Origin of the sequence: Nostoc sp. FACHB-133 (genome assembly GCF_014698055.1) — a bacterium.
Lineage (GTDB): Bacteria > Cyanobacteriota > Cyanobacteriia > Cyanobacteriales > Nostocaceae > Nostoc.
In genome coordinates, this window is sequence record NZ_JACJSH010000009.1 from 69,190 (window position 1) to 94,095 (window position 24,906).

Annotated in this window: 16 protein-coding genes; all 16 read left to right on the top strand. The window is 41.1% G+C overall.

Annotated elements, in window-relative coordinates; all coding sequences use genetic code 11:
- Nucleotides 1-96: 96 nt before the first annotated feature.
- The 16 genes from metH (at nucleotide 97) to ftsY (ending at nucleotide 23,918) form a co-directional block, all read left to right on the top strand.
- Nucleotides 97-3,624: a methionine synthase gene (metH, locus tag H6G86_RS09945; protein WP_190934182.1), complete on the top strand. Its 3,528-nt coding sequence runs from the start codon at nucleotides 97-99 to the stop codon at nucleotides 3,622-3,624.
- A 420-nt stretch (nucleotides 3,625-4,044) separates the two neighbouring features.
- Nucleotides 4,045-5,421 (top strand): glycosyltransferase, encoded by a 1,377-nt coding sequence (locus tag H6G86_RS09950; RefSeq protein WP_190934183.1) that lies wholly within the window; start codon nucleotides 4,045-4,047, stop codon nucleotides 5,419-5,421.
- A 623-nt stretch (nucleotides 5,422-6,044) separates the two neighbouring features.
- Complete coding sequence (gene hpsA / locus H6G86_RS09955) at nucleotides 6,045-10,646, top strand: hormogonium polysaccharide biosynthesis protein HpsA (RefSeq protein ID WP_190934184.1); 4,602 nt, start codon at nucleotides 6,045-6,047, stop codon at nucleotides 10,644-10,646.
- A 104-nt stretch (nucleotides 10,647-10,750) separates the two neighbouring features.
- Nucleotides 10,751-11,467: a hormogonium polysaccharide secretion pseudopilin HpsB gene (hpsB, locus tag H6G86_RS09960; protein WP_190934185.1), complete on the top strand. Its 717-nt coding sequence runs from the start codon at nucleotides 10,751-10,753 to the stop codon at nucleotides 11,465-11,467.
- A 70-nt stretch (nucleotides 11,468-11,537) separates the two neighbouring features.
- Nucleotides 11,538-12,518, top strand: coding sequence for a hormogonium polysaccharide secretion pseudopilin HpsC (hpsC, locus tag H6G86_RS09965; RefSeq protein WP_199338223.1), 981 nt, complete (start codon nucleotides 11,538-11,540; stop codon nucleotides 12,516-12,518).
- Nucleotides 12,519-12,556: 38 nt separating this feature from the next.
- Nucleotides 12,557-13,249, top strand: a complete 693-nt coding sequence (locus tag H6G86_RS09970) for a pilus assembly FimT family protein (protein ID WP_190934186.1) — start codon at nucleotides 12,557-12,559, stop codon at nucleotides 13,247-13,249.
- A 201-nt stretch (nucleotides 13,250-13,450) separates the two neighbouring features.
- Nucleotides 13,451-14,410, top strand: coding sequence for a hormogonium polysaccharide biosynthesis glycosyltransferase HpsE (gene hpsE, locus H6G86_RS09975; protein WP_190934187.1), 960 nt, complete (start codon nucleotides 13,451-13,453; stop codon nucleotides 14,408-14,410).
- Nucleotides 14,411-14,431: 21 nt separating this feature from the next.
- Entirely contained in the window at nucleotides 14,432-15,430 is a 999-nt protein-coding gene (gene hpsE / locus H6G86_RS09980; protein ID WP_190934188.1) for a hormogonium polysaccharide biosynthesis glycosyltransferase HpsE, read from the top strand.
- Nucleotides 15,423-16,499 carry a glycosyltransferase gene (locus H6G86_RS09985; protein ID WP_190934189.1) on the top strand — a complete coding sequence of 359 codons (1,077 nt, stop codon included), beginning with the start codon at nucleotides 15,423-15,425 and terminating at the stop codon, nucleotides 16,497-16,499. The genes hpsE (H6G86_RS09980) and H6G86_RS09985 overlap by 8 nt, the downstream gene beginning before the upstream one ends.
- Nucleotides 16,465-17,034 carry a GspH/FimT family pseudopilin gene (locus H6G86_RS09990; RefSeq protein ID WP_190934190.1) on the top strand — a complete coding sequence of 190 codons (570 nt, stop codon included), beginning with the start codon at nucleotides 16,465-16,467 and terminating at the stop codon, nucleotides 17,032-17,034. Before H6G86_RS09985 ends, H6G86_RS09990 begins: the two co-directional genes overlap by 35 nt.
- 32 nt (nucleotides 17,035-17,066) lie before the next feature.
- Nucleotides 17,067-17,714 carry a TIGR04282 family arsenosugar biosynthesis glycosyltransferase gene (locus H6G86_RS09995; RefSeq protein WP_190934191.1) on the top strand — a complete coding sequence of 216 codons (648 nt, stop codon included), beginning with the start codon at nucleotides 17,067-17,069 and terminating at the stop codon, nucleotides 17,712-17,714.
- A 363-nt stretch (nucleotides 17,715-18,077) separates the two neighbouring features.
- Complete coding sequence (gene hpsJ-B, locus H6G86_RS10000) at nucleotides 18,078-18,920, top strand: hormogonium polysaccharide biosynthesis protein HpsJ (RefSeq protein ID WP_012406907.1); 843 nt, start codon at nucleotides 18,078-18,080, stop codon at nucleotides 18,918-18,920.
- 124 nt (nucleotides 18,921-19,044) lie between these two features.
- Nucleotides 19,045-19,953, top strand: a complete 909-nt coding sequence (locus tag H6G86_RS10005; RefSeq protein WP_190934192.1) for a glycosyltransferase family 2 protein — start codon at nucleotides 19,045-19,047, stop codon at nucleotides 19,951-19,953.
- Nucleotides 19,954-20,485: 532 nt separating this feature from the next.
- Nucleotides 20,486-21,250: a DUF502 domain-containing protein gene (locus H6G86_RS10010; RefSeq protein ID WP_190934274.1), complete on the top strand. Its 765-nt coding sequence runs from the start codon at nucleotides 20,486-20,488 to the stop codon at nucleotides 21,248-21,250.
- 122 nt (nucleotides 21,251-21,372) lie between these two features.
- Nucleotides 21,373-22,014 (top strand): transcription antitermination factor NusB, encoded by a 642-nt coding sequence (nusB, locus tag H6G86_RS10015; protein WP_190934193.1) that lies wholly within the window; start codon nucleotides 21,373-21,375, stop codon nucleotides 22,012-22,014.
- 260 nt (nucleotides 22,015-22,274) lie between these two features.
- Nucleotides 22,275-23,918 carry a signal recognition particle-docking protein FtsY gene (gene ftsY, locus H6G86_RS10020; RefSeq protein WP_190934194.1) on the top strand — a complete coding sequence of 548 codons (1,644 nt, stop codon included), beginning with the start codon at nucleotides 22,275-22,277 and terminating at the stop codon, nucleotides 23,916-23,918.
- Nucleotides 23,919-24,906: the final 988 nt, after the last annotated feature.

Genomic DNA, 24,906 nt, shown 5'->3' on the forward strand with positions numbered 1-24,906 from the left:
ATTAAACGCTGCCACAAATATCACAATTTTGGAAAATAATAAAGTAAGTCTAGTATCACAAGACTCACTTGATGTCCTCATTTCTTCTAGGAAAATATGACTCATTCTTTCCTTGAACGCCTTCGTAGTCCAGATAGCCCAGTCCTTGTCTTCGACGGGGCGATGGGAACCAACCTGCAAACCCAAAACCTGACTGCTGAAGACTTCGGCGGCCCACAGTATGAAGGTTGTAACGAATACTTAGTCCACACCAAACCCGAAGCTGTTGCTAAGGTTCACCGAGACTTTCTCGCTGCTGGTGCAGATGTGATTGAAACCGATACCTTTGGTAGTACGTCCTTAGTGCTGGCAGAATATGACTTAGCAGACCAAGCGTATTACCTCAGCAAGACAGCCGCAGAATTAGCGAAGCGTGTGGCTGCGGAATTTTCCACGCCAGAAAAACCCCGGTTTGTGGCAGGTTCCATCGGCCCAACAACCAAACTCCCTACTTTGGGACATATTGACTTTGACACCATGAAAGCTACTTTTGCTGAACAAGCAGAGGCGCTATGGGATGGTGGTGTTGATTTATTTCTGGTGGAAACTTGTCAAGACGTGCTGCAAATTAAGGCGGCGCTGAATGGAATTGAAGAAGTGTTTGCCAAAAAAGGCGATCGCCGTCCGTTGATGGTGTCTGTGACAATGGAAAGCATGGGCACAATGTTGGTTGGTTCAGAAATCAGTGCTGTGCTGACAATTTTGGAACCTTACCCAATAGATATTCTCGGTTTAAACTGTGCCACAGGCCCAGACTTGATGAAACCACACATCAAGTATCTGTCAGAACATTCACCTTTCATCGTTTCCTGTATTCCCAACGCGGGTTTACCCGAAAACGTTGGCGGTCAAGCGCACTACCGTCTGACACCGTTAGAATTACGGATGTCGCTGATGCATTTTGTTGAAGATTTGGGTGTCCAAGTGATCGGGGGTTGCTGTGGGACGCGTCCAGAACACATTCAACAATTGGCAGAAGCCGCTAAAGACCTGAAGCCAAAAGTTAGACAGCCAAGTCTAGAACCAGCAGCAGCATCAATTTACACCACTCAGCCCTACGATCAAGATAATTCCTTCTTGATTGTTGGCGAACGTCTCAACGCCAGTGGTTCCAAGAAATGCCGCGATTTGCTAAATGCCGAAGATTGGGATGGACTCGTTTCAATGGCGAGGGCGCAAGTCAAAGAAGGCGCACACATCCTAGATGTTAACGTCGATTATGTGGGACGCGACGGCGTGCGTGATATGCACGAATTAGTTTCACGCATTGTCAATAACGTGACATTGCCTTTAATGCTTGACTCCACCGAATGGGAAAAAATGGAGGCGGGTTTAAAGGTTGCCGGTGGTAAGTGTTTGCTGAACTCCACTAACTACGAAGATGGAGAACCGCGCTTTTTAAAAGTGTTGGAGTTGGCGAAGAAATACGGTGCTGGTATAGTCATTGGTACTATCGATGAAGATGGGATGGCGCGGACAGCAGACAAAAAGTTTGCGATCGCACAACGCGCATACCGTCAAGCTGTAGAATTTGGCATACCACCTACAGAAATATTCTTTGATACCCTAGCGTTACCCATTTCCACCGGGATTGAAGAAGACCGAGAAAACGGTAAAGCCACAATTGAATCTATCCGGCGCATTCGTCAAGAATTACCTGGATGCCATGTGATTTTAGGTGTTTCCAATATTTCCTTTGGGTTGAATCCGGCGTCGCGGATGGTGCTGAACTCAGTATTTTTGCACGAGGCGACAACGGCGGGAATGGATGCAGCCATTGTCAGCGCTAACAAAATTTTACCGCTCTCTAAGATTGAAGAACGCCATCAAGAAATTTGTCGCCAGTTGATTTATGATGAGCGGAAATTTGAGGGTAACGTCTGTGTTTACGATCCCTTGGGAGAGCTTACCACAGTGTTTGCTGGGGTGACAACTAAGCGCGATCGCTCCTTAGATGAAAGTCTCCCCATCCCAGAACGACTTAAACGCCATATCATCGACGGTGAACGCATTGGCTTAGAAGAACATCTGAAAAAAGCCTTAGAAGAACATCCCCCCTTGGAGATTATCAACACCTTCCTGCTAGATGGCATGAAAGTTGTCGGGGAATTATTCGGTTCTGGACAAATGCAGCTACCCTTCGTTTTGCAATCAGCAGAAACCATGAAGGCGGCAGTTGCATTTTTAGAACCCTTCATGGAAAAATCAGAATCAGGCAACAATGCCAAGGGAACCTTTATTATTGCCACAGTCAAAGGCGATGTCCACGACATTGGTAAAAACTTGGTGGATATCATCTTGTCCAACAACGGCTACAAGGTGATTAACCTGGGAATTAAACAGCCAGTAGAAAACATCATCAACGCTTACGAACAGCACAAAGCTGATTGTATAGCTATGAGTGGTTTACTGGTAAAATCCACCGCTTTCATGAAAGAGAACTTGGAGGTATTCAACGAAAAGGGAATTAGTGTTCCCGTAATTTTAGGTGGTGCAGCGCTGACTCCCAAATTTGTGTATGAAGATTGCCAAAAGGCTTATAAAGGTAAAGTCGTTTATGGCAAAGATGCCTTTTCTGACTTGCACTTCATGGATAAATTAATGCCAGCTAAAGCTACTGGTAACTGGGAAGATTTGCAGGGATTTTTGAACGAAATCGAAACGGCTGAAGTTTCGACGAATGGTAACAAAGAACCAAAAGCTAAGACTGCTGAAGAAACATCTGCTGAACCAAAAGTAGTAGATACGAGACGTTCTGATGCTGTGGCGATAGATATTGAACGTCCAACACCGCCTTTCTGGGGAACGCAGTTGTTGCAGCCTAGTGATATTCCCATCGAGGAGATATTCTGGCACTTAGATTTACAAGCTTTGGTTGCTGGACAGTGGCAATTCCGTAAACCAAAGGAACAATCTAAGGAAGAATATCAGGCTTTCTTAGCTGAGAAAGTCTACCCAATTTTAGAAACTTGGAAACAGCGAATTATTGAAGAGAATCTGTTGCATCCCCAGGTGATTTATGGGTATTTCCCTTGTCAAGCTGAGGGGAATTCTCTACATATATATGACTCAGAGAACCAATCACAGCAGGTTGCAACCTTCGAGTTTCCTAGACAAAAGTCATTAAGGCGGCTGTGCATAGCAGATTTCTTTGCACCAAAGGAATCGGGAATTATTGATGTCTTCCCGATGCAGGCGGTGACTGTAGGAGAGATTGCAACAGAGTTCGCCCAAAAGCTGTTTGCGGCTAATCAATACACTGATTATCTGTATTTTCACGGTATGGCGGTGCAGGTTGCAGAGGCTGTTGCTGAGTGGACACACGCCAGAATTCGCCGAGAGTTAGGTTTTACTGCTGAAGAACCTGATAATATCCGGGACATATTGGCACAACGCTATCGTGGCTCACGGTATAGTTTTGGTTATCCAGCTTGCCCGAATATCCAAGACCAATACAAGCAACTGGAGTTATTGCAGACTGACAGAATTAAATTGTATATGGATGAAAGTGAACAACTTTATCCAGAACAGTCAACCACTGCAATTATTACTTACCACCCAGTAGCAAAATACTTTAGCGCTTAATCCATATCGCCTCCCCCTCTCCTTAATCTACGGTGTACACACATCTCTCTACAAAACCAAAATATTGTCGATCCTCCTAAATTCTCCTTAAAAAGTAGGACTTTGAGAGGTTCTTGCCCCCCTTTTTAAGGGGGGTTGGGGGGATCAAAAGCTTATGGGGCAACTCTTAAAGACTTGTGTGTACACCTTAGCTCTCTTTAATAAGGAGAGCAGGGTGGTTTCATACAAAGAAAGAAAGGTTAAAAAACCTATAAAGACGCGAAATTTCGTGTCTTTATCAAGTTTTTTGGGCTTAACTGAACGGTATTGAGGTGAGAATGGGCGATCTAGTTTGTATTGGAGTACAGATATTACTGGGTAATTCACAATACAGCGAATAAAATAGCAAGAGCAGATTTCCTGTCCTGGAGATTCCTCCCGATGAAAGTAATCCAAGCTCTTGCTCGTTATTTTCCAGATAAATGCGGTGGTATTCAAGTAAACCTCAACGATTTACTGCCAGAATTGCGATCGCTCTTAGCGTTGGCAGAGCCTACGCATGATATTGACATCCTGATAGCAGCGGCCAAATTAGGTTCCCCACACGGTGATACTTACAAGTACAACGATGTAGAAGTTTATCGATATCCTGTATTCCCAGTACCTAAAACACAACCGAATCACGGTCAATTTCCTCATGGAAAATTTGAAGATTTTGCTAATTGGCTATCTCACCAAAAAGCAGACATCTACCATCAGCACCATTGGGAAGTATCTTGTGGATTGCCTCATCTACGTTTAGCAAAAGAATTAGGCATGGCAACGGTGGTAACAATCCATTATCCTCTGCCCTTATGCCAACGAACTACTCTGATGTTCAATGGACAACAGGCTTGTGATGGCAAAATAGACGTGGTGCGTTGTTCTCAGTGTGCTGATAGTTTAAGCAGAAAGCTGCCTGCTGCAATGGTCAAAGGTTTTAGCTATCTGCCCGAAGCTGTTGTCGGGAGAGTGCCATTGCCTGTAAGTGCTTATCTTCCTGCCTCAGTAGACAAAGGCAACTTAGGACAGTTTGTGCGTCCTTTTGTGATACCTGGTTATGTTACTGCCCGCAAAAAAAGCCTGCTAGAAATGGCAAAATTTGCTGACCGCATTGTAGCAGTGTGTGATTGGCTTTATGAAGCTCTACTGATTAACGGCATTCCTGAAAAAAAACTCGTCCTCTGCCGACACGGAATTTCTGACGCAACACAAGAAAAATCAACACTGGTATTACAGCAATCTGGCACTTTAAAAGTAGTTTTTTTGGGACGCTGGGATATATATAAAGGTATTGATATCTTAGTCCAAGCAGTAAAAGATTTACCTGCGGTAATTCCCATTGAATTGATAATTCATGGCATAGCGCAAGATGAACGATATCGCAAAACAATTTTTAAACTAATTGACAATGACCCCCGAATTCGCGTAGAGAAACAACTAACTAGAGTTGAACTTCCCCAGGCTCTAGCCAATTATGACATCCTAGCTGTACCTTCCCAATGGTTAGAAACTGGGCCAATAGTAGTCTTAGAAGCTCATGAAGCCGGCCTCCCTGTAATTGGTTCCAATTTGGGGGGTATTGCCGAACTTGTAAAACATGGCATTGATGGTTGGTTAGTAACTGCTAATGATACTAAAGCTTGGACTCAAGCTCTTGAGCGATTAGCAACAGATACTAATTTACTTAATAAATTGCGCCAAGGTATTAAACCTGTTCGCACAGTAAATATGCAGGCAACAGATTTAGCAATCATATATAAAAACCTACAACGGTAGTTTCAAAAATTAAATACTAGTCCTATAGTCTGTGCAAGCAACAGTGTAATTCAGCTATTGACTATTAAACCTAATTACTGCGTATTTGCTTGAAATTATGAATATTTATTCTACCGCCTCCCTACTACAGGGAGATTTTAAGTTTTTTCATATTATTTTGCCCCTAACTGATATTTTTACCTTAACACTTGGGTATTATAACCTTAGTATGCTGACAACATCTTCATAAAGCTAGCTTTGAATGAAATTGATTTCTACAAAGTTAATTTTAAGTCATACTATTTTTCTATGAAAGTGAGCTTAATTAGCTTGGAAATGTAGGTTTTGTTTCTGTGATATCAGTCTTCTATATAAAAATAAATTTTTATCTCTTTAGTAGACATAAATTAAATAATTTCGAGAAGATCAGTATTTTTCGGTATTAACCAAAAAATGAACCTATGATATAAAGTGAATAAATCGTATTAGTTAATTTACTACTACATTTTTAAAAATGTTTAAACAAAGTTAATTTTTAAATAAATCAAAAGTCTCACTTTTAGCTAAAACCTACATAATAGGCTGAATACCTATAAACTCAAATATCCTCACATCCGTAAAAAACACTTGGAAGGGAAGCTTATATGTCTGTAAAACGCAAGTTATTGAAGGCAATAATATTTTATTTAAAAAAACTTGGCAATCAGTTTTTATCCACAATAAAAAAGCAAATAATTTGGTTGCTAAAAACTCTTTTCACAACTAATAGAAGGCGTGATGCGGGAAATGCTGGTTTTGTTCTACCAACGGTAGTAATGGTATCTTTAGTTGTTGTACTGTTAACAACTGCAATTTTATTTCGCTCTTTTGAACGCTCTAAAAATGCTAGTAATGTTCGAGTAAATGAGGCTGCACTCAATGCTGCTACCCCAGCAATCGATCGAGCAAGAGCTAAAATAAATAAGCTATTTCAAGATGGACGACTACCACGAGCCACACCAACAGATGATGCGTTGTATTCTACTTTGAGCAGCAATATCAATGAATATACATTTGGTGATGAAACTCAACTGCAACTCGCTCTAAATACCGATCAAAAAGCAAAAAGAACCGAAGATACTGAAAAGAATAAGACACTAAATACTGCATGGCTATACCCTCTAGATACTGATAACAACGGCAAATTTGATAGCTACACGCTTTATGGCATTTACTTTAGAAATCCTCCCATAAACGCTGGTGTATATAAATATGCCAGAAATCCATTAGAAGCAAGAACTTTACCAATGACTGCTGGTAATGTCAGTGGAGATTGTGGAGATACGCTAGGCACAAGCGCTACCTTAGTAGGTAATACTGGCTGGTTTAAAGTAGGCAATAAGTTGAAAAAAGCCTTTTTTGTCTATACAGCAACCGTTCCTATTACTACTACACCATCTAATACTAAGTACGAACTTTACAAAGGTAATAAAAGCTTTTCTGCTTTAGAGTATCAACAAGAACGTGTCCAAATTCCTGTAGTTAATAATGCTGTTCTTTATGAAGATGATATAGGACTTAGCCCAGGCCCCGCCTTCAGATTAAATGGACGGATTTTTACTAATAGTAATTTTCTCACTGGTTCGCCAGCAAATAGTGTCAAGCTATATCAAGTTAGCAGTAAGGAATCCTGTTTCTACGATAACGATAATGGCAAAATAGTAATTGGTGGAAACTTGGGCGCTGGTGGCTTTACAGATACAAGTGACTTAGGCAATGTCACCAAAGTGCATTTATTTAGAAAAGGAGAAGCTACCGATCCTGTTGAAGTCGATTTTGCAAAATCAACTACTCCAGCATCAAACGAAGCGAATTTCATGGCTTATAACAGCCTTGCCTATACTCAGCGTATCAATCGCCTAGTTAGCGCCCAAATAGCTACTACAAATCCCGATCCCGCAGAAGTTACCAAAGGTATTCAACAACAAAAGGATAAGCTTGCTTTAGCAAGTTACACCACAGCAGAAAACGACGCACTACGCAAACAACAGCTACAGCTTTACTTTCAAAAACGCACCCGGCGCGTACCTTACAAAGAAGTTGCTGCTGGAAGCACTGAATCAGTTGCATTAGGTACATACGCCACAACTACTCCGCTTCAAGGAAGTGGCGATACCCTACGCCCTGTAGATGCTTGGATGTATCCTACCGATCCCACAGATGGGAAAACTGGTACTGGTTACGCTAATTTAACACTAAATATCACCAGTGATAAACTGATACCTGGTGCAACGGAACCCACAAAACTAGAAAAAGACTATGGCGAAAAAGAACAATCCTTGGGTGACAGGGTTGTAATTGGTAACAATCTGCCTCAAATCTGGTGGGACAGCAATCAAAGCCAATTCGTCGGCCCAAATTTCCAAGATACCCAAAATATTAGTGGTGTTAACTGGGATCTACCAACAACACCTTCTACACCTCGCACTCGCCGCTCTCGCGTACAAATACTAGCTGATTTAGGCTCTACAGACCGAGATAAAGATTGGGAACTAGCAGCAGCTCAAGTTCCGAGTACCATACAAGACCCTGTTGGTGGTTTACGAGTGGTAACTGGTGCTGGGATTTATTTGCCTGATAATTACACAGCCGCAAGTACTACCTTCACTTCAGCTGCCAAAGAAATTTGGTCTGATCTGATGCCAGTGCCTCAAGCTCCAGCACCCACACAAAAGACTATTAAGCCATATTGGATGTATGATTACTCTGCTGTAGGCGCAAATAATTACTCTTCAATACAGTATAAATGGCCCGAAATTGCCGATCCAACTAAGACACCATATCTGCGGATGCGAGCTACAGCTGTTTATCACTACAAAGCTACTAGTTACAACCAGCAAAGTCCACAGCCTATAGCTTGTGTAAGCAGCTTTTACGTCCCTACTAATAGCACTACTGCTAAAAATCAAACAGGACTTCCAGCTTGGGCTTCAGATGCTAATAGTTCAGCTACAGGTGGTCTATCCAACAACGGCATAGTTTACGGGCCTCCAACCAAAACAGTTACTGATTATCAGGCCCTACTGACTTATCAATCTCAATTAAAATATCCAAAAGGAGATATAAAAGGAGATCCAAAACGTCCAATAACTGATACAACTAATACAGATTATTTAGCTGGACGTTCTATAGATGATGGACTGCTAGCAAAAGCTTTAGCAAAAACCACAGATCGTACTCTTTCGGAACAATCTACAATTCATGCTGCAATTTGCGCCCTACAAATTTTAGACGGCAGTATTTCTCCAGTAACCACTACACCTCCTATTCCTCACGGTGCAATTCAAGAAACTGCCTTTTTAGATGCAAGACAGGTTAAGGCAAATCAAACAACCACTACAAGTACTGATTACGATCTTGCAACAAAAGACAGACAACCTTTAGAAGTTCGCGCCACAGTATTAGATATCAACTCGCTTCGCACTACTACGTATGGTGCAGCAACTCCAGCGCAAGAATACTTACTGCCAAATAGCGGCATTATCTATGCTACTCGCAATGATGCACTGCCAGATTTGAGTTCAACAAAGACAGATTCAGAGGCGAAAAAACTTGAAAGCCCGGTGGATTATACGCTTGACCCAACGCGCCGTCCTAATGGCATTATGCTCATCAACGGCTCCAAAATCGGTCGCGGCACAAGTAATAATTATCGAGATGTAGAGAAAGGGTTGATTTTAGGTACCAATTTGCCTGTTTACGTTAAGGGTAACTTTAATCTTCACACCCAAGAAGAGTTCACAACAGCGTTGTCAGATGATTGGAGCAATTTCTATACTCGCGCCAAAGCACAGCGCAATCCGAATTTCGCTTGTCGTCCAAATGACACAAGGCTACCAAACTGTACAACTGGTGACGAATGGCGACCTGCATCTGTGTTGGCAGATTCTGTTACTTTACTTTCTAATAACTTTAGATTGGGCTACCGCAATGAGGGAGATTATGGCTGGAGTAATAGCTATGATGCTCCATTCCCGATACCATCTGGATTCTCACAATACAATAGCTTTGTTCCCGTAGCTCGATGGCGTGATACCACTACAGGCATACCCAAAGACCTTGACTCAACTACAACAGGGTTTCAAGGTAGTTCTTACCTCAACAACTTTGTGACACCAATTGCGCTACAAATACCACCAGGGACTTATTTGACGGAAGTTTGTTCTGCAACTAACGTAGCAGATTGTAGTGATCCGACAAAAGCGACAACTGCATGGACAATCCAGACAGCCTGTGGAAATGGAGGAGGTAATACGTTTTATAATGGTCAAATTGTTGGTAAAAATGGAAATCCAAACAATAGTCGATTAAAAACAGGATACATCTTTGATGATCCAGCGACGGATTATTCAGGAGGATGCTTTCCTGTAACCGCTCCTCGGAGAATTGCTTTTGTACGTGATGCAACGACTGGTCAATTAGTTACTCCTCTTAGAGTCTTAGGAGTTGATGGCACCAACCCTGGTGAAGTACGAGAATTTCCTCTAGGATCTACAACATCCACTACGGGGACAACACTATTACCGCCACCAAACGATGCGTTTATGCCCTGGCTGAAGCCTGTTATAACTGCTGGTGCTGTTAGTGGATTTGAACCAGTTCTACAAATTAACCAACCCTTTGCTACTCCTCAAGACCCAGACAACACTAATAATATTGTCTCTGGAACCCACAATAATTGGTTGCAAACAGCTACTGAAACTACCTTTAATTTAATTGCTGTGGCTGGAGATACCCCAGCGCGTCCTACAGAAGACAATGGTGGTCTACACAACTTTGTGCGCTTCATGGAAAACTGGAACCCAACAGGAGGAACAAGCGATGCCATTAAAGCTAGGATTAGTGGCTCTTTCGTCCAGACTAAACGAAGTGCCTATGCCACAGCACCATTCAATACATCTATATCAACTCAATCTGATAATTTTAAATACAAGATTCAAGGCAACAACAGCAGAACTCCTTTCTATCTGGCTCCTACACGGCAATGGGGTTATGATGTAGCGCTGCTATCTCAGTCGCCTGACTTATTAGCCCAAAAATTGGCAACCATACCAGACGATTTGCCAGATGAGTACTTCCGGGAAGTTGGTCGAGATGACGCATGGGTGCAAAGTTTGTTGTGTGCGAAAAAACCCGATACTAGCACTCCTCCTGTATATACTGCTGCAATCGATTCTGATCAACGCCCTAGTAACTGCCCATCTTAAAACTTCATACTACTCTCCTAAACTGTAACTTTAACTTTAGGGGAGTAAAATTTCTCAATTACATTTTTGAATGCAAATTGGTATCAGAAGCTGGTGATAAGTTAATGATTAAGCATAAACTACAGCAACAAATCATCCCTGCTGATGATTCTGGTTTTACGATTATTGAGTCTTTGGTAGCAATAGTTATAGTTGCTATTTTAATGGCAGCGATCACACCTGTGATCGTCATCTCAACAGCAACCCGCGTTCAGTCTCGACGAGTGGAACTTGCAACCCAAGCGACAAAAACATTCATTGATGGCATCAGAACTGGAGCTATTACTACAGTGCCAAGTACACTAGTTACACTTGCAACTCCAACTGCGGCTGCACCTAGAAGGGTTTCAGATGTAGCAGGTACGCCATCTATAACAGGTAGACCACAAGATTATTTAATTAACAATATTACAGATATGCCTACTCCCACATCGGCAACTGGTCTGTATTGTTTCAATAAGAATGGCATCATTAGTAATCCAGATTGTTCAAGCAATACAAACAATCTGTTTTATATTCAAGCTGGTCGAATTGTCCAAAGTACTGGAGTGAACGATGGCTACCGTCTAGGAATTCGGATTTATCGGGCAGATGTTGACTTTAGCAAAACTCTCAAAGCCAGCACAGATACTACTAAAGATAGACAAAAAACATTCACAGGTGGATTGGGCGATCGGCAAGCACCATTAATCGAAATGACAACCGATATTGGCAACACTAACACTACATTTCAGGCTTTATGCCGACGGCTGGGTACCGCAACAAATCAAGCCTGCCAGTAAAAAACTAGGCAGTTTCACATTATGCAATCAATGCTCACTGTGCATTTATCACTAAAGAGAATATTAAAATATGGTGAGTACACTAAAATTTTTACTCAAAAGCCAGCTGACACGTTCTAAAGTGGTTCAGCAAGTTAACGGTTTTACAATGATTGAATTGTTGATTGCCATGATCCTGGCATTCCTCATCATTACACCGTTGCTAGGATTCATGGTTAACATTATGGATACAGACAGAAAGGAGCAAGCAAAGGCAAATTCTGAACAAGAAATTCAAACTGCGCTAGATTATATTTCCCGTGATTTACAACAGGCAATTTATCTTTATGATGCTGACGGAATTGAAGCTATCAAAAATCAATTACCTAATTCGAGCGCAACAGATAGAGTCCCTGTTCTTGTCTTTTGGAAGCGAGAAATAGTTAACCAAGCACTTACAATTACAGGAACCGAAAAAGATGATACGTTTGTGTACTCATTGGTTGCCTACTATTTAATTAAAGACGCTACTTCTAGTTCTACTTGGTCTAATGCAGCTCGTATTGCGAGATGGCAAATTAAGGATGGTGTAACAGCTAGTACTGGTGTTGATTGTACTGGCTACACGGGCAAATATATTAGTGGTAATTGTCCTAGTCCAGGTTTTACCCTATTTAAACTCGATGGAGTAGGCACTATTAATGACAAGATGAATGCTTGGGTAAAAGCCACAGAAACTTATACTGCTGATACTACAGTACTTGTTGACTTTATTGATCAAACCAAAACTGATGATACAACACCAGCACCTGCGGCAACTTGTCCTACTGATAACAACACATGGCAAAAAGTATCACCAAACACTGCTAGCTTTAATACACGTAATGCTGGCAAAATGACTGGTTTCTATGCGTGTATCGATAGGGTTAACACAACAGCACAGGTATTTTTACGAGGCAATGCACTCGCACGTTTACAAAGCAATAACCTTAATTACACAGATACCAACAAAACTTATTTTCCAAATGCAAGTATGCGCGTACAAGGGCGCGGATACTTATTTACTAAATAAGTGCTGAAAATTCAAGGATTAATTAATGGCAGCTAATTATGGGAAAGTTAAGTTTGAAGTTATTTAACCCAAACAGTAAAAATGAAACCAGTAAACAGCGATGTTTAATTCACAGACTACGCTATGCTTCTGGATACACCCAACAAGATGCTGGCTTTAGCTTGCTGGAATTAATTGTAGTGATGGTGATGATTGGAATTTTAGCAGCGATCGCAGCTCCTGGTTGGCTTGCCTTTGTGAATCGGCAGAAAGTGAATAAGGTTAACAACGCTGTTTTAGCCGCACTGCAAGAAGCACAGCGCGAAGCTAAAAACAAAAAACTTAGCTACAGTGTCAGTTTTCAGAAAAATAGCACAACCCAAAATGCAGAGGTTGCTGTTTATAATACCAATGCTGGAAGCCCTACATGGAAACCTTTAGGAGCAGATGTAGGCATCAGCTCTGATAAATTTCTGCTAGGTGCAAATCTCACCAGCCAAAACACTGCTGGTTCATCTGTCTCTTACACTTTAAGTGCGTCAACAAAAATTACCTTTGACTATATGGGGACTTTACCCAATGCAAGCTTTGGAACACCTGTAGCCCCTTCGACAGAGCCACCTGGGTTAAAAATAGTGGTAGCTGTACCAAGCTCTGCAAACTCCACATCGGCTAGTAGCGTCAAGCGATGCGTCATTGTGAAAACTCTCTTAGGCTCAATGCTCACAGCACAAGATGATAAATGCAGTTAAGTAGCTTATGCAGGAATCTTCATTTCAAATTACGTAATAATACTGTATATAAAACTGCACATTGATAGCAAAATTAAAACATCAGGTGCAGTTTTTAATGTTCGATAGATTTATTTAAGAGCCAGTAATAAACTAGCTATTGGTTCAATATACAAAATAAAAAGCGTCTTAATCAAAATATCAAAATGTAAATTTTGTCAAATGACTGAAAACCTTGATATTACTATAGCTATCCCAACTTATAACGGTGAAAGTCGTTTGCCTGAACTACTAGAACGGCTACAAAACCAACTTCACACCGAAAACTTATCTTGGGAAATTATAGTTGTAGACAATAACAGCACTGATAACACAGCTAAAGTTGTTGAAACCTATCAACAGAATTGGCAATGTTCTTACCCTTTGAAGTATTGCTTTGAAGCACAACAGGGGGCAGCCTATGCCCGAAAAAGGGCAGTCGCAGAAGCTAAAGGTAGATTAATAGGTTTTCTAGATGATGACAACTATCCAGTATCAAATTGGGTATATGCAGCTTATGCTTTTGGTGAAAAATACCCCAAAGCGGGAGCTTATGGCAGCCAAATTCACCCTGACTGGGAAGTAGAACCACCAGAAAACTTTCAGAGAATTGCTCCATTCTTAGCAATTACAGAGCGAGGTAATTTACCGTTATTATACGAAGCATCTAAAAAATTGCTACCTCCCTCTGCCGGACTTGTAGTGCGTAAACAAGCGTGGTTAGAAAGCGTGCCAGATAAGGCAATTTTAACTGGGAGAGTTAAGGGTAATATGCTTACCAGTGAAGACTTAGAAATGTTGTCTTATATCCAAAAATCAGGATGGGAAATTTGGTATAACCCAGAAATGGAAATTTCCCATAGAATACCTAGTTTCCGGTTACAAAAAGACTATTTAATTCCCTTTTTTAGAGGAATTGGACTTAGCCGTTATGTAACTAGAATGGTTAATATCAAACAGATATATAGACCAATTGCTCTTGTCTCTTATATGATAAATGATTTACGTAAAATTGCTTTACACTTACTCAAATACCGAACTAGACTCAAACACGATTTGGTAGTTGCTTGCGAAATGGAACTTTTTTTTAGTAGCCTCGTTAGCCCTTTTTATCTTTGGAAAAATGGATATTTTAAAAAATAAATTATCAAAGCATTAAATATTATGGTCAACTTATCAGTTGAAAGTTTAGATATTAGCGTAGCTATCCCTGCCTATAACGGAGCAACCCGTTTACCTAAAGTTTTAGATAAGCTATTAAACCAGATAGGAGTAGAAAAACTTAACTGGGAAATTATTATTGTAGATAACAATAGTTCTGATAACACATCTGAAATAATCCAGAATTACCAAAAAATATATGATATAAATTGTCGGTTAAGATATTTTTTAGAACCCGAACAGGGAGCCGCTTTTGCTCGATTGCGGGCAGTACGTGAAGCAAGAGGTGAGCTAATAGCGTTTTTAGATGATGATAATTTACCTGCTCCTGATTGGTTAGCTCAAGCATATACCTTTGGATTAGAGCATCCTCAAGCAGGTGCTTGGAGCGGACAGATTCATGGGGATTTTGAAGTAAAGCTGCCAGAAAATTTTGAAAGAATTCAAGCTTTTTTAGCAATCAGAGAGCATGGTTCAAATCCGCATTTATTTGATGCAGAGAATTTAAGACTACCTCCTGCGGCAGCGCTTGTTGTTAGAAAACAAGTATGGTGTGAAAATGTACCACAACAACCGACTTTAGGCGGCAAATTACCTGGTATTTTTGTGCAGGGTGATGACTATGAACCATTGCTTTATATACATTATGCAGGCTGGCAAATTTGGTATGACCCTACCATGCATACTTATCATCAAATACCGCATTGGCGGCTGGAAAGAGATTATTTACTGACTTTGGCACGTGGCTGTGGCTTATGTATTTTTCAGCTACGTTTGATAAATGCTAAAAATTGGCAAAAACCAATAATTTTTGTGAAAACTATTTTAGGAAATTTACGTAGAATATTACAGCACCTCATTCAGTATAGAGGGCAATTTAAAACTAATCTAATTGCTCTTTTTGAGCTTAACTTTTACTTAGCTAGTATGATGAGTCCCTTTTATTCTTTAAGATGCAAGTTAGACAAAATCTTGAAAACAAGAAGTGTACAACATGATTAAGTCAACTTTAAATAAAACATTAGTTAGTGTAATTATCCCAGCTTTCAATAGTGAGAAAACTATTAAAGCAACTATTGAATCTGTTTTAAATCAGACTTTTCACAATCTAGAATTAATTGTAATAAATGATGGTTCCCAAGACTCGACTTTAGAAATTATTACAAAAATTCCAGACTCACGAATAAAAGTATTTTCCTATCCCAATGCTGGGGGAAACGTTAGTCGTAACCGAGGGCTACACCATGCTGTTGGAAAATTTGTTAGTTTCTTAGATGCAGATGATATTTGGACATCTGATAAACTTAAATCTCAATTAAATGCTTTGCAAGAAAATATTACCGCAAAAGTCGCTTACAGTTGGACTGATTATATTGACGAAAATGGTGAATTTATACTTTCGGGTAAGCGTGTTAAAGCTAACGGAAATGTTTATGAAAATTTGTTACTAAATAACTTTTTAGAGAATGGTTCCAATCCTTTAATTTGTAGAAAAACTTTAATTGCATTAGGTGGCTTTGACGAATCTCTAGGTGCGGCTCAGGATTGGGATATGTGGCTGCGATTAGCATCTAAGTTTAATTTTATATGTGTCCCATCTGTACAAATTTTATATCGCATAACTCCTAATTCAGTTTCTTGCAATCTTGTCAGACAGGAAAGATCCTGTTTGCAAGTGCTTGAGAGAGCCTATAAAAAAAGACCTTCTCTACGAGACACTACAGGAACGACACTAAAGGATAGTTGGAATCTTTGTCTGGCAAATTTATACAAATACCTGGTTTGCAAAGCTCTACAAAAGCCATTTAACAGAAAAAAAGGTCTAGCAGCGGCTATATTTTTGTGTAAGTATTTTATTTATGACCCTTCAAGACTTCAGAATATAAATTTCACCTTAAAACTGTCACTGAAAATTGTCACAATCCTTATTCTGCCGACTTTGTTAGAGATTATTACTCACCAGCGTCAAGTTAGAAGGCAAGAAACTGAAACATTGCTCAACGGTTGGGTAGTTGAAAAGCGATCAGAAAACAAAAATGGATACCCAGGTGCATTTACCATCTCTAGTTAATGCAAAAAATTTTTTGAAGAAGCACTCCAGTAGTGGTTTTACTCTACCAGAGATGTTAATAGTTATTGTATTAATTACTATATTAGCTACGCTGGGAATATCTAATTGGCTAGCTTTTGTAGAAACTCGCCGTCTAAACACTGCTCAAAATGAAGTTCACCTTGCTATTCATCAAGCCCGAAGCCAAGCCATTAAAGAAAAGTTGACTTGGCAAGCCAGCTTTCGTGAGCAAAACGGCATTATTCAATGGGCGGTTCATCCTGCTACAGTAAATGCATCTGCGGTTAACTGGAATAATATAGATTCCAATGTACGCTTAGATTCTGAGACAACCTTACAACTGTCAGATAACATACGTAAAGTTCAATTTGACTACAGAGGTAATGCTAAAAGCCCTAATGATCTAGGACGGATCACGCTATCCAGTAAGTCTGGTGGTAAAGTCAAGCGTTGTGTTATTGTTTCAACGATTTTAGGGGCAATGCGAACGGCAAAGGAGCATACTACAACCGATAATGACAGGTATTGCTATTAAAATATCTCTTAGTTTATTAAAAAAGGTATTGTGTGCTGAATTTACCAGCAAACCTAAAACAGCACCTGATTATTTTTACTCGCTATCCAGAACCAGGTAAGACAAAAACCCGATTGATACCTGCTTTAGGAAATCTGGGTGCTGCCAATCTTCAACGGGAAATGACTGAATATACAATATTTCAGGTTCAAGAATTGCAAAAAGCCATTGCCATATCTGTGGAAGTGCGATTTGCAGGTGGCGATTTGCAACTCATGCAAGACTGGCTGGGGTTAGATTTGCTTTACCAGTCTCAAGGCGAAGGCGATCTAGGTTCACGGATGACGCGATCGCTTTTCGATGCTTTTCAATCTGGTGCAGAAAAAGTAATTATCATCGGCACAGATTGTCCTGGAGTCAATGCCGAGATTCTAGCAATAGCTTTTGAAAAGTTACACACCTTTGACCTCGTACTTGGGCCTGCGATCGACGGTGGATATTACCTAATTGGTTTGCGCCAAGCTATCCCAGAGTTATTCGTTAACATCGAGTGGGGAACTGCTCAAGTATTCCAGAAAACCGTAGATATTGCCCAAAAGCTTCATTTATCATACGTGAATTTGTCGCCTTTAGCTGATGTTGACCGACCCGAGGATCTGCCGATTTGGGAACAAACCCTTGTGGGTAAGATGGAAGGATAAGGGAGATAAAGGAGATATAGTAATTTTTATATGGATGCACAACCCACTAGGAGCGCACAGATATGCGCCCCTATAAAATACTTATGTTGCAAGCGATTGAGAAATGAAAACAAGAGAAATCGGGTAATTAATGAGTCTTTACTACGTTACGGTTTATACTTAGATTCTAAAATACCACGATTTTCCTGAAGACACTGTACATAACAAATGTTACTGTGGCCTAGTTGAAAACCAAGAGGCAGATAGCCTTTAGCAATATTGAATCTGCTTTGTATTTCTACACAACAGTCACGGTCATGGGCACAATATTCAAGTAACTTGAAATATGAAAATCACTCGTATTCACCGCCAGTTTGAAAAACTATGGTTAACCGTTTTACTTCCGTGAGTACTGCCCTCACCGTTAAGGTAGTTGGAATAATCTGCATTTTGTCCTTTTTTGTGGACTTTTTGATTTTATTGTTACCCTTTCAACCGACTGATCGGGTATGGCAAATCAACTTGGCAACAGCACTAGTTGATCGGGGGATTGTTCCTCTAGTGGGGCTGGGGCTACTGTTCGCTGCCTATTGGATTGAAAACGCTGATGCAGGAAGCGATCGCCCCCAAGGGATCGATTTAAGATTTCCCGCCGTGATTCTCTCAAGTATTTTAGGGTTGATGTTCTTGCTGATTTTTCCCCTGCACCTCAATAACGTCAATCAAGCTAAGACTCAAACACTCAATCGAATCACTCAAGAAGCAGATCAGGCAGAAGCTCAACTCAACACTCGCTTATCGCAATTGCAAGCACAACTGAATACTGAGCAAGGAAAAGCCCAATTAGATCAATTGCGAACCCAAACCAAAGCTCAGTTTAGTGAAATCCTCAAAGACGATCAAAAATACAAGCAAGCGCTTGAAAGCTCTCAAATTCCCCCAAATATCAAAGAGTTACTGAAGAAGGCTAAAACAGATCCCCAAGCACTTGACAAAGCTATCGAACAACAAACAGATATTCAGACACTACGAACTCAACAATTGAGCCAAGTTCGCCAACGCAGAGAAGAAGCAGAACAACAAGCTAAAGATACTGCCTGGAAGTCTGGACTGCGGATTGGGATTAGCAGTTTGTTGTTATCCATTGGTTACATTATCATCGGCTGGACAGGCTTAAAAGGTATGGGTGCTGTACAAGGTGGTAAACCTAAAGCTACCGCCCGCTAATGCACTATTGGCATGGCAGTAACACTTGTACAAAAATTATTCGGTTAATACTGCCATGCGCCTAATAGCTAATAAAAATAAAAAGGCAATTATCACTGAGTAAAATCGCTATAAAACTTGAGTAATGTTCTCAATTTACATACTGACATATAACGAAGAACTAGATATTGCTGCTTGTATCGAATCAGCGATGCTATCGGATGACATTATTGTTGTGGATTCATGCAGTAGCGATCGCACTGTGGAAATTGCCAGTAGCTATCCCATCCGCGTTGTCCAGCACGCTTTTGAAAGCCACGGCCGCCAACGCACCTGGATGTTAGAGTCTATCCCCCCGAAGCACGAATGGGTTTATATTCTCGAAGCTGATGAGCGGATGACACCAGAACTGTTCGCGGAATGCGAAAAGGTAAGTCAGAAACTTGATTACATCGGTTACTACGTGGCTGAACGTGTCATGTTCATGAATCGTTGGATTCGCTACAGCACACAGTATCCCCGTTACCAAATGCGTCTCTTCCGCCACGGAAAGGTGTGGTTTACAGACTATGGTCATACTGAGCGGGAAGTTTGTGAAGGTGCAACCAGCTTTTTAAAAGAAACATACCCCCACTACACTTGTAGCAAAGGTTTGAGCCGTTGGATTGATAAGCATAACCGTTATTCTACAGATGAAGCTCAAGAAACGCTGTATCAGCTAGAACAGGGAAAGGTCAACTGGCAAGATTTATTCTTTGGTAAATCGGAAGTCGAAAAACGCCGCGCCTTGAAAGATTTGTCTTTGCGTTTACCCGCCAGACCTTTGCTACGCTTTGTATATATGTATTTTATGTTAGGCGGATGTTTAGATGGACACGCTGGACTTGCTTGGTGTACATTGCAGGCATTCTACGAATACTTAATTTTGCTCAAAGTTTGGGAAATGAAGTATCTACCAAAACCTAATTTAGACGTAACAGCAATTATGGCACAAGAGAGTCCACAACAGGTACAGTGTGCAGATTCGGAAACTACACAGGCTGATGTGGCGTAAAGGGGACTGGAGATTAGAAGGATTCCCGATAAAATCAACAAGCAGCGATCAGGCGGGTAGGCGATCGCAAAATCAGAATTCAGAAATAGGGTAGCATAGCTAGCTGTGGTACCCTACTGCGCTTTACATTTAAACAAAACCACCATATTAAATTAATATTTATAACAGACCATTTTCATAAAAACCGTTCCCGATCAAACGTGAGTGACTGACCATATAAAATAACTCCTCAGTTTACCTGGTGGTACTTTTACAATCAAAAGCAGCTTTTGATTGAGCGCGATAGATTAGTAATAACTTATGACTTGCAACAATCATTTACAAGTCTTACAAGGAAAGGTGACATTTTCTGAGAATAACCAGCCGCCATCAGATTGGTTGATATCTATGTCTATGCTTGTAGGAGAATAGCTGATTTACAGCAAAAAGCACGTATTCTTGCTGTAGTAGCCAAACTGCTAGCGTTTTGGATAGTTACTTGCGGCAGAAGTTGCTTCAAGTAAAGCCTTTGCTATTTGACGAATTTGCTGGTATGGATACCAATAACAGAAGTTCCTCTAGCTTAAAACAGGAGAATCAGGGCTTGGTAATCGATCGCCTAAAACAGGACTTAAAAAACGACCTGATTGCTGGTTTGTTGGTAGTAATTCCCCTAGCAACCACTATCTGGCTGACAATTACCATTGCTAATTGGGTAATCAACTTCCTCACCCAAATTCCCAAACAACTGAATCCTTTTGATGGGTTAAACCCAATTCTAGTAAATTTACTGAATTTGTTAGTAGGATTAGCTGTACCACTACTATGTATCTTATTGATGGGACTGATGGCTCGCAATATTGCTGGGCGGTGGTTGTTAGATTTTGGTGAGCGATTATTACAGGCAATTCCCTTAGCTGGGCAGGTATACAAAACTCTCAAACAGCTTTTAGAAACAATACTAAAAGATTCTAATGGCAAATTTCGCCGGGTAATTTTGGTAGAGTATCCCCGCCGAGGAATTTGGGCGATCGCCTTTGTCACTGGTGCAATCAGCAGTGATATCCAAGCCCAGATGTCCCGCCCCGTCCTAAGTGTTTTTATCCCCACCACTCCAAATCCAACTACCGGATGGTACGCAGTCGTTCCAGAAGACGAGGTGGTGAACCTCTCTATGTCCATTGAAGACGCTTTTAAAATAGTTGTATCAGGTGGCATTGTCGCCCCTAATACGCCCTTGATTTTCCCTAAAGAATCTACAGTGGAAGTGAAACACGACGAAACCAATCGGCAGGTTATTCCCGTTGAAGAAACTTAAAATCAATCCGGCAAAGTCACAAGCAAATGCGTAATGTTGTTGTTTGACTGTGCCAAAATTGATAGACTTGTAAGTTTGCCCTGCCTAGTTAATCAGTTCTCGCACAATCACCTTTGACTTTTATGCAACCTCGTAAACCCCAGCAAATTGCTCGTGAATTGGCGCTTTTAAGCCTTAGCCAATTGCCAGTTAACCCAAAAAAATTAGATACATTACCAGACGATCAACTAGTATCCAAATTGGTGCTAGGAGCAGTACGCACCCTGACCTCAGAAGTGCAAGATACCCTCGATAATGCCGCAGGTGAACTGCAACGCAGTAACGATCGCCTTTTGAGTAGCCAAACTCGCGCTTCCGACCTCAATTCTGCCAGAACAATGCTTCAAGAAGCGATCGCCTGCACCCAGACAGCAATCAATCAATTGGGTACGGCAGTTGATTTCCCCGAATTGATTCAACTAGCCAATCAGGATAAAGGAGTCCGTAATTACGCTAAAGAGCTTGTGATTACTGTCAACGAAAATCGACACATTATAGATGAACTCCTTTCTACTGCCTTAGTGGATTGGCAAGTAACTCGCCTCGCCCAACTTGACCGCGATATCCTGCAAATCGCTGTGGCAGAAATGAAATTCTTAGGAGTTCCAGATAGTATCGCCATCAACGAAGCTGTGGAGCTAGCCAAACGCTACAGTGGAGACGACGGTCATCGATTTATTAATGGTGTTTTGCGCCGAGTCAGTGAGCAGAAAAAAACAGCATAGTAACACTGCCTAATTCATATACTGCTATGGAGAAAAGTCTGTAGCCACTTCTGCGGCTTCCTCCGAGCGAAATTTTTACCTTGGCGCTAGCTCTCCTTTGGAAGAAGGGGAGACGCTGCGCGAACCGAAGGAAACTGATTCTCCTCAAACTAACTATCAAAGGTGAGGATAACCGGGAAGTTTTCACCCCAAGAAAAAGTGCAAAGTTAAATTAAACTCATAACTTATAACTTATAACTCATATAACTAATACTGCTGCAATGGTTTTTAATTGGTTCCGCCGTCAATATAACGATTCCTCTGAGACTCCCTCTGATAAAAAACAGGAAGAAACTACTCCTGTACAAGAACCCCAACCAGAGGCAGCCCAAACCTCGACTGCTGAAACTGCACCAGACACAACGGCAGACTTGTTGGCGTTTGCTAAAGCTGCTTACAAAAATATTCAGCAAAAACAACAGATTGAGGTAGTAGAAACCCCGCCTGATTCAGAAAATGCCTTAGCAGAACCTGAAACTGTAGAAACGGCAATTGCGGAAATCAATGAATCAGAAGTAACTGAGGAACCTGTTAGTACAACCCTAGAAACAGCACAGCCAGAAATTTTCCAAACTGCTACTGAGGAAGAAAATACAGAAGATTCCTCAGTAGCTGCAATTGCTGAAGATCCCGATGTCGAAAGCCCAGAAATAACCACAAACGAAATTGAACAAACCCCCACGCCAGAGGCAACACAGCCAACAGCACCAGCTAATTTATCCTTCTTAGAACGGGCGGCGGCAGAACGGCAAGCAAAACTGGATCAACTAATAGCCACCGCCATTGAAGTTCCAGAACCGGAGGTATTACAGCCAGTAGCTGCAACCTCAGAGATAGGAGAGGAAATTCCCGGACTGGTATTTGATGATGGGTTTGTCTGGTCAGCGAAAGTTTTAGCAGCTCAAGGTAGAAATCCAGAAGACGTTTCTATTGAAGAAATAACCTGGCTGAAAAAGCTCCGACAAGGGTTAGACAAAACTCGCCGGAGTATTCTCAACCAACTGAAGGCGATCATTGGTCAAGGGCCGCTAAACCAAGCTGCTGTGACGGAAATTGAGGCATTGCTCTTGCAAGCCGATGTGGGTGTAGAGGCGACAGACTTTATTATCAATGCGCTACAAACAAAACTTCGAGAAGAAGTTACTGCACCGGAAGAAGCGATCGCTTATCTGAAAAAAATTCTGCGGGATATGCTGGATGCACCAAGCATTACATCCCACAAAACTAGCTTTACCCCAGAAAAAGAAACCTTGAATATTTGGTTAATCACTGGGGTGAATGGTGCCGGGAAAACCACCACCATTGGCAAAATTGCCCACTTAGGGCAAAAATCTGGCTATAAATGCTTGATTGGGGCAGCAGACACCTTCCGCGCCGCCGCCGTGGAACAGGTGAAGGTTTGGGGTAGTAGAAGTGGTGTAGAAGTAATTGCCAATCCTGGAAAAAATACAGATCCGGCAGCAGTTGTATTTGATGCGATCGCAGCCGCCCAATCGCGGCAAACAGAATTACTTCTGGTAGACACTGCTGGGCGACTACAAAACAAGAAAAACTTAATGGACGAACTCGGTAAAATTCGGCGCATTATCGACAAAAAAGCTCCCAATGCCAAAGTGGAATCGCTATTGGTTCTAGATGCTACTTTAGGTCAAAATGGACTACGACAAGCCGAAGTTTTCTCCCAAGCGGCCCAACTGAGTGGCGTTGTCTTAACCAAGCTAGATGGCACTGCTAAAGGCGGTGTTGCCCTAGCTGTTGTGCAACAGCTAGGTTTACCGATTCGCTTTATTGGTGCTGGTGAAGGAATTGAAGACTTACGACCCTTTTCGAGCTATGAGTTTGTTGAAGCTCTCTTGAGTAGCTAATAGAAAAATTGGGAGTTAAAAATTTTTCTTGACAAACTGAGAAATTTAGGGATAACTGAATCTGGTATTATCACTTGAACTAACTAAAAACAGTTAAAATCCTAAAATCATAAATTTGTCACAATAAATGGGTGACTTTTGCTAAAATCTCAAGCTAATGAACTTTTTCACCCCTTTAAGGGCTTTTTCAGTGGAGTAGCAAGACATTTAGTTGCTACACACAAAAGCCCGTAAACTTACATTTTGTAAAAACTTAAAGGGTAGACAAGATACTCACCCCCACAAATACAACTATTGTGGTGTGGGATGGACAGCAGTCTAAGCGGTGAGTAGTAAATTAGAGAGTCAACGTGGGTGAGTCAAAGACTGCGGTATTTTCCCTCCGCAGTTAACTCATATTGCCTATGGCAACTTGTACAAGCTATGCGTAGCATCACCAACAGGCGAAGCGACTGCATTAGCAAGTCGGGAGAACTGCACGCTGCACGTAACTTACTTAAAAGTTAGATTACGAACTTCAGCTGTTTGCCCAATGCTTGCCAAAAAGACGACTTCCGACCATCAGAAATTCGGAAATCGTCCACTGTGGACTCAAAAAGTGAATTGGTGTAAGTAAGCTGTTTCAACACTCACAGGTGTATTTTCAGCTCCTAATTACGAAAGAATCTACAAATATTTTTGTAGTAAATCGAGAGATTTGAATTCTGATGATAAAACGACAACATTGTTTCTGGCTTTTGACTTAAAGTTTTGGGAGGAGATTTTTTCTAGATTTAGTATCATCCTTGGCGATTATCACGGTAATTATGGTATACAGATTAAGTATTTAAAGACTTATTTACATATTCTCAGCTTTGGGAATGAATGTAAGTATGTTTGTTACCAAACTAAGCTCGATTGGAGCGCTTATTGAGGTTTTCGCTCAAAAGACTTCTAATTTTCTAGTTTCCTATACCCAAATAATTACTCTGAAAGCGTTATAAATTAT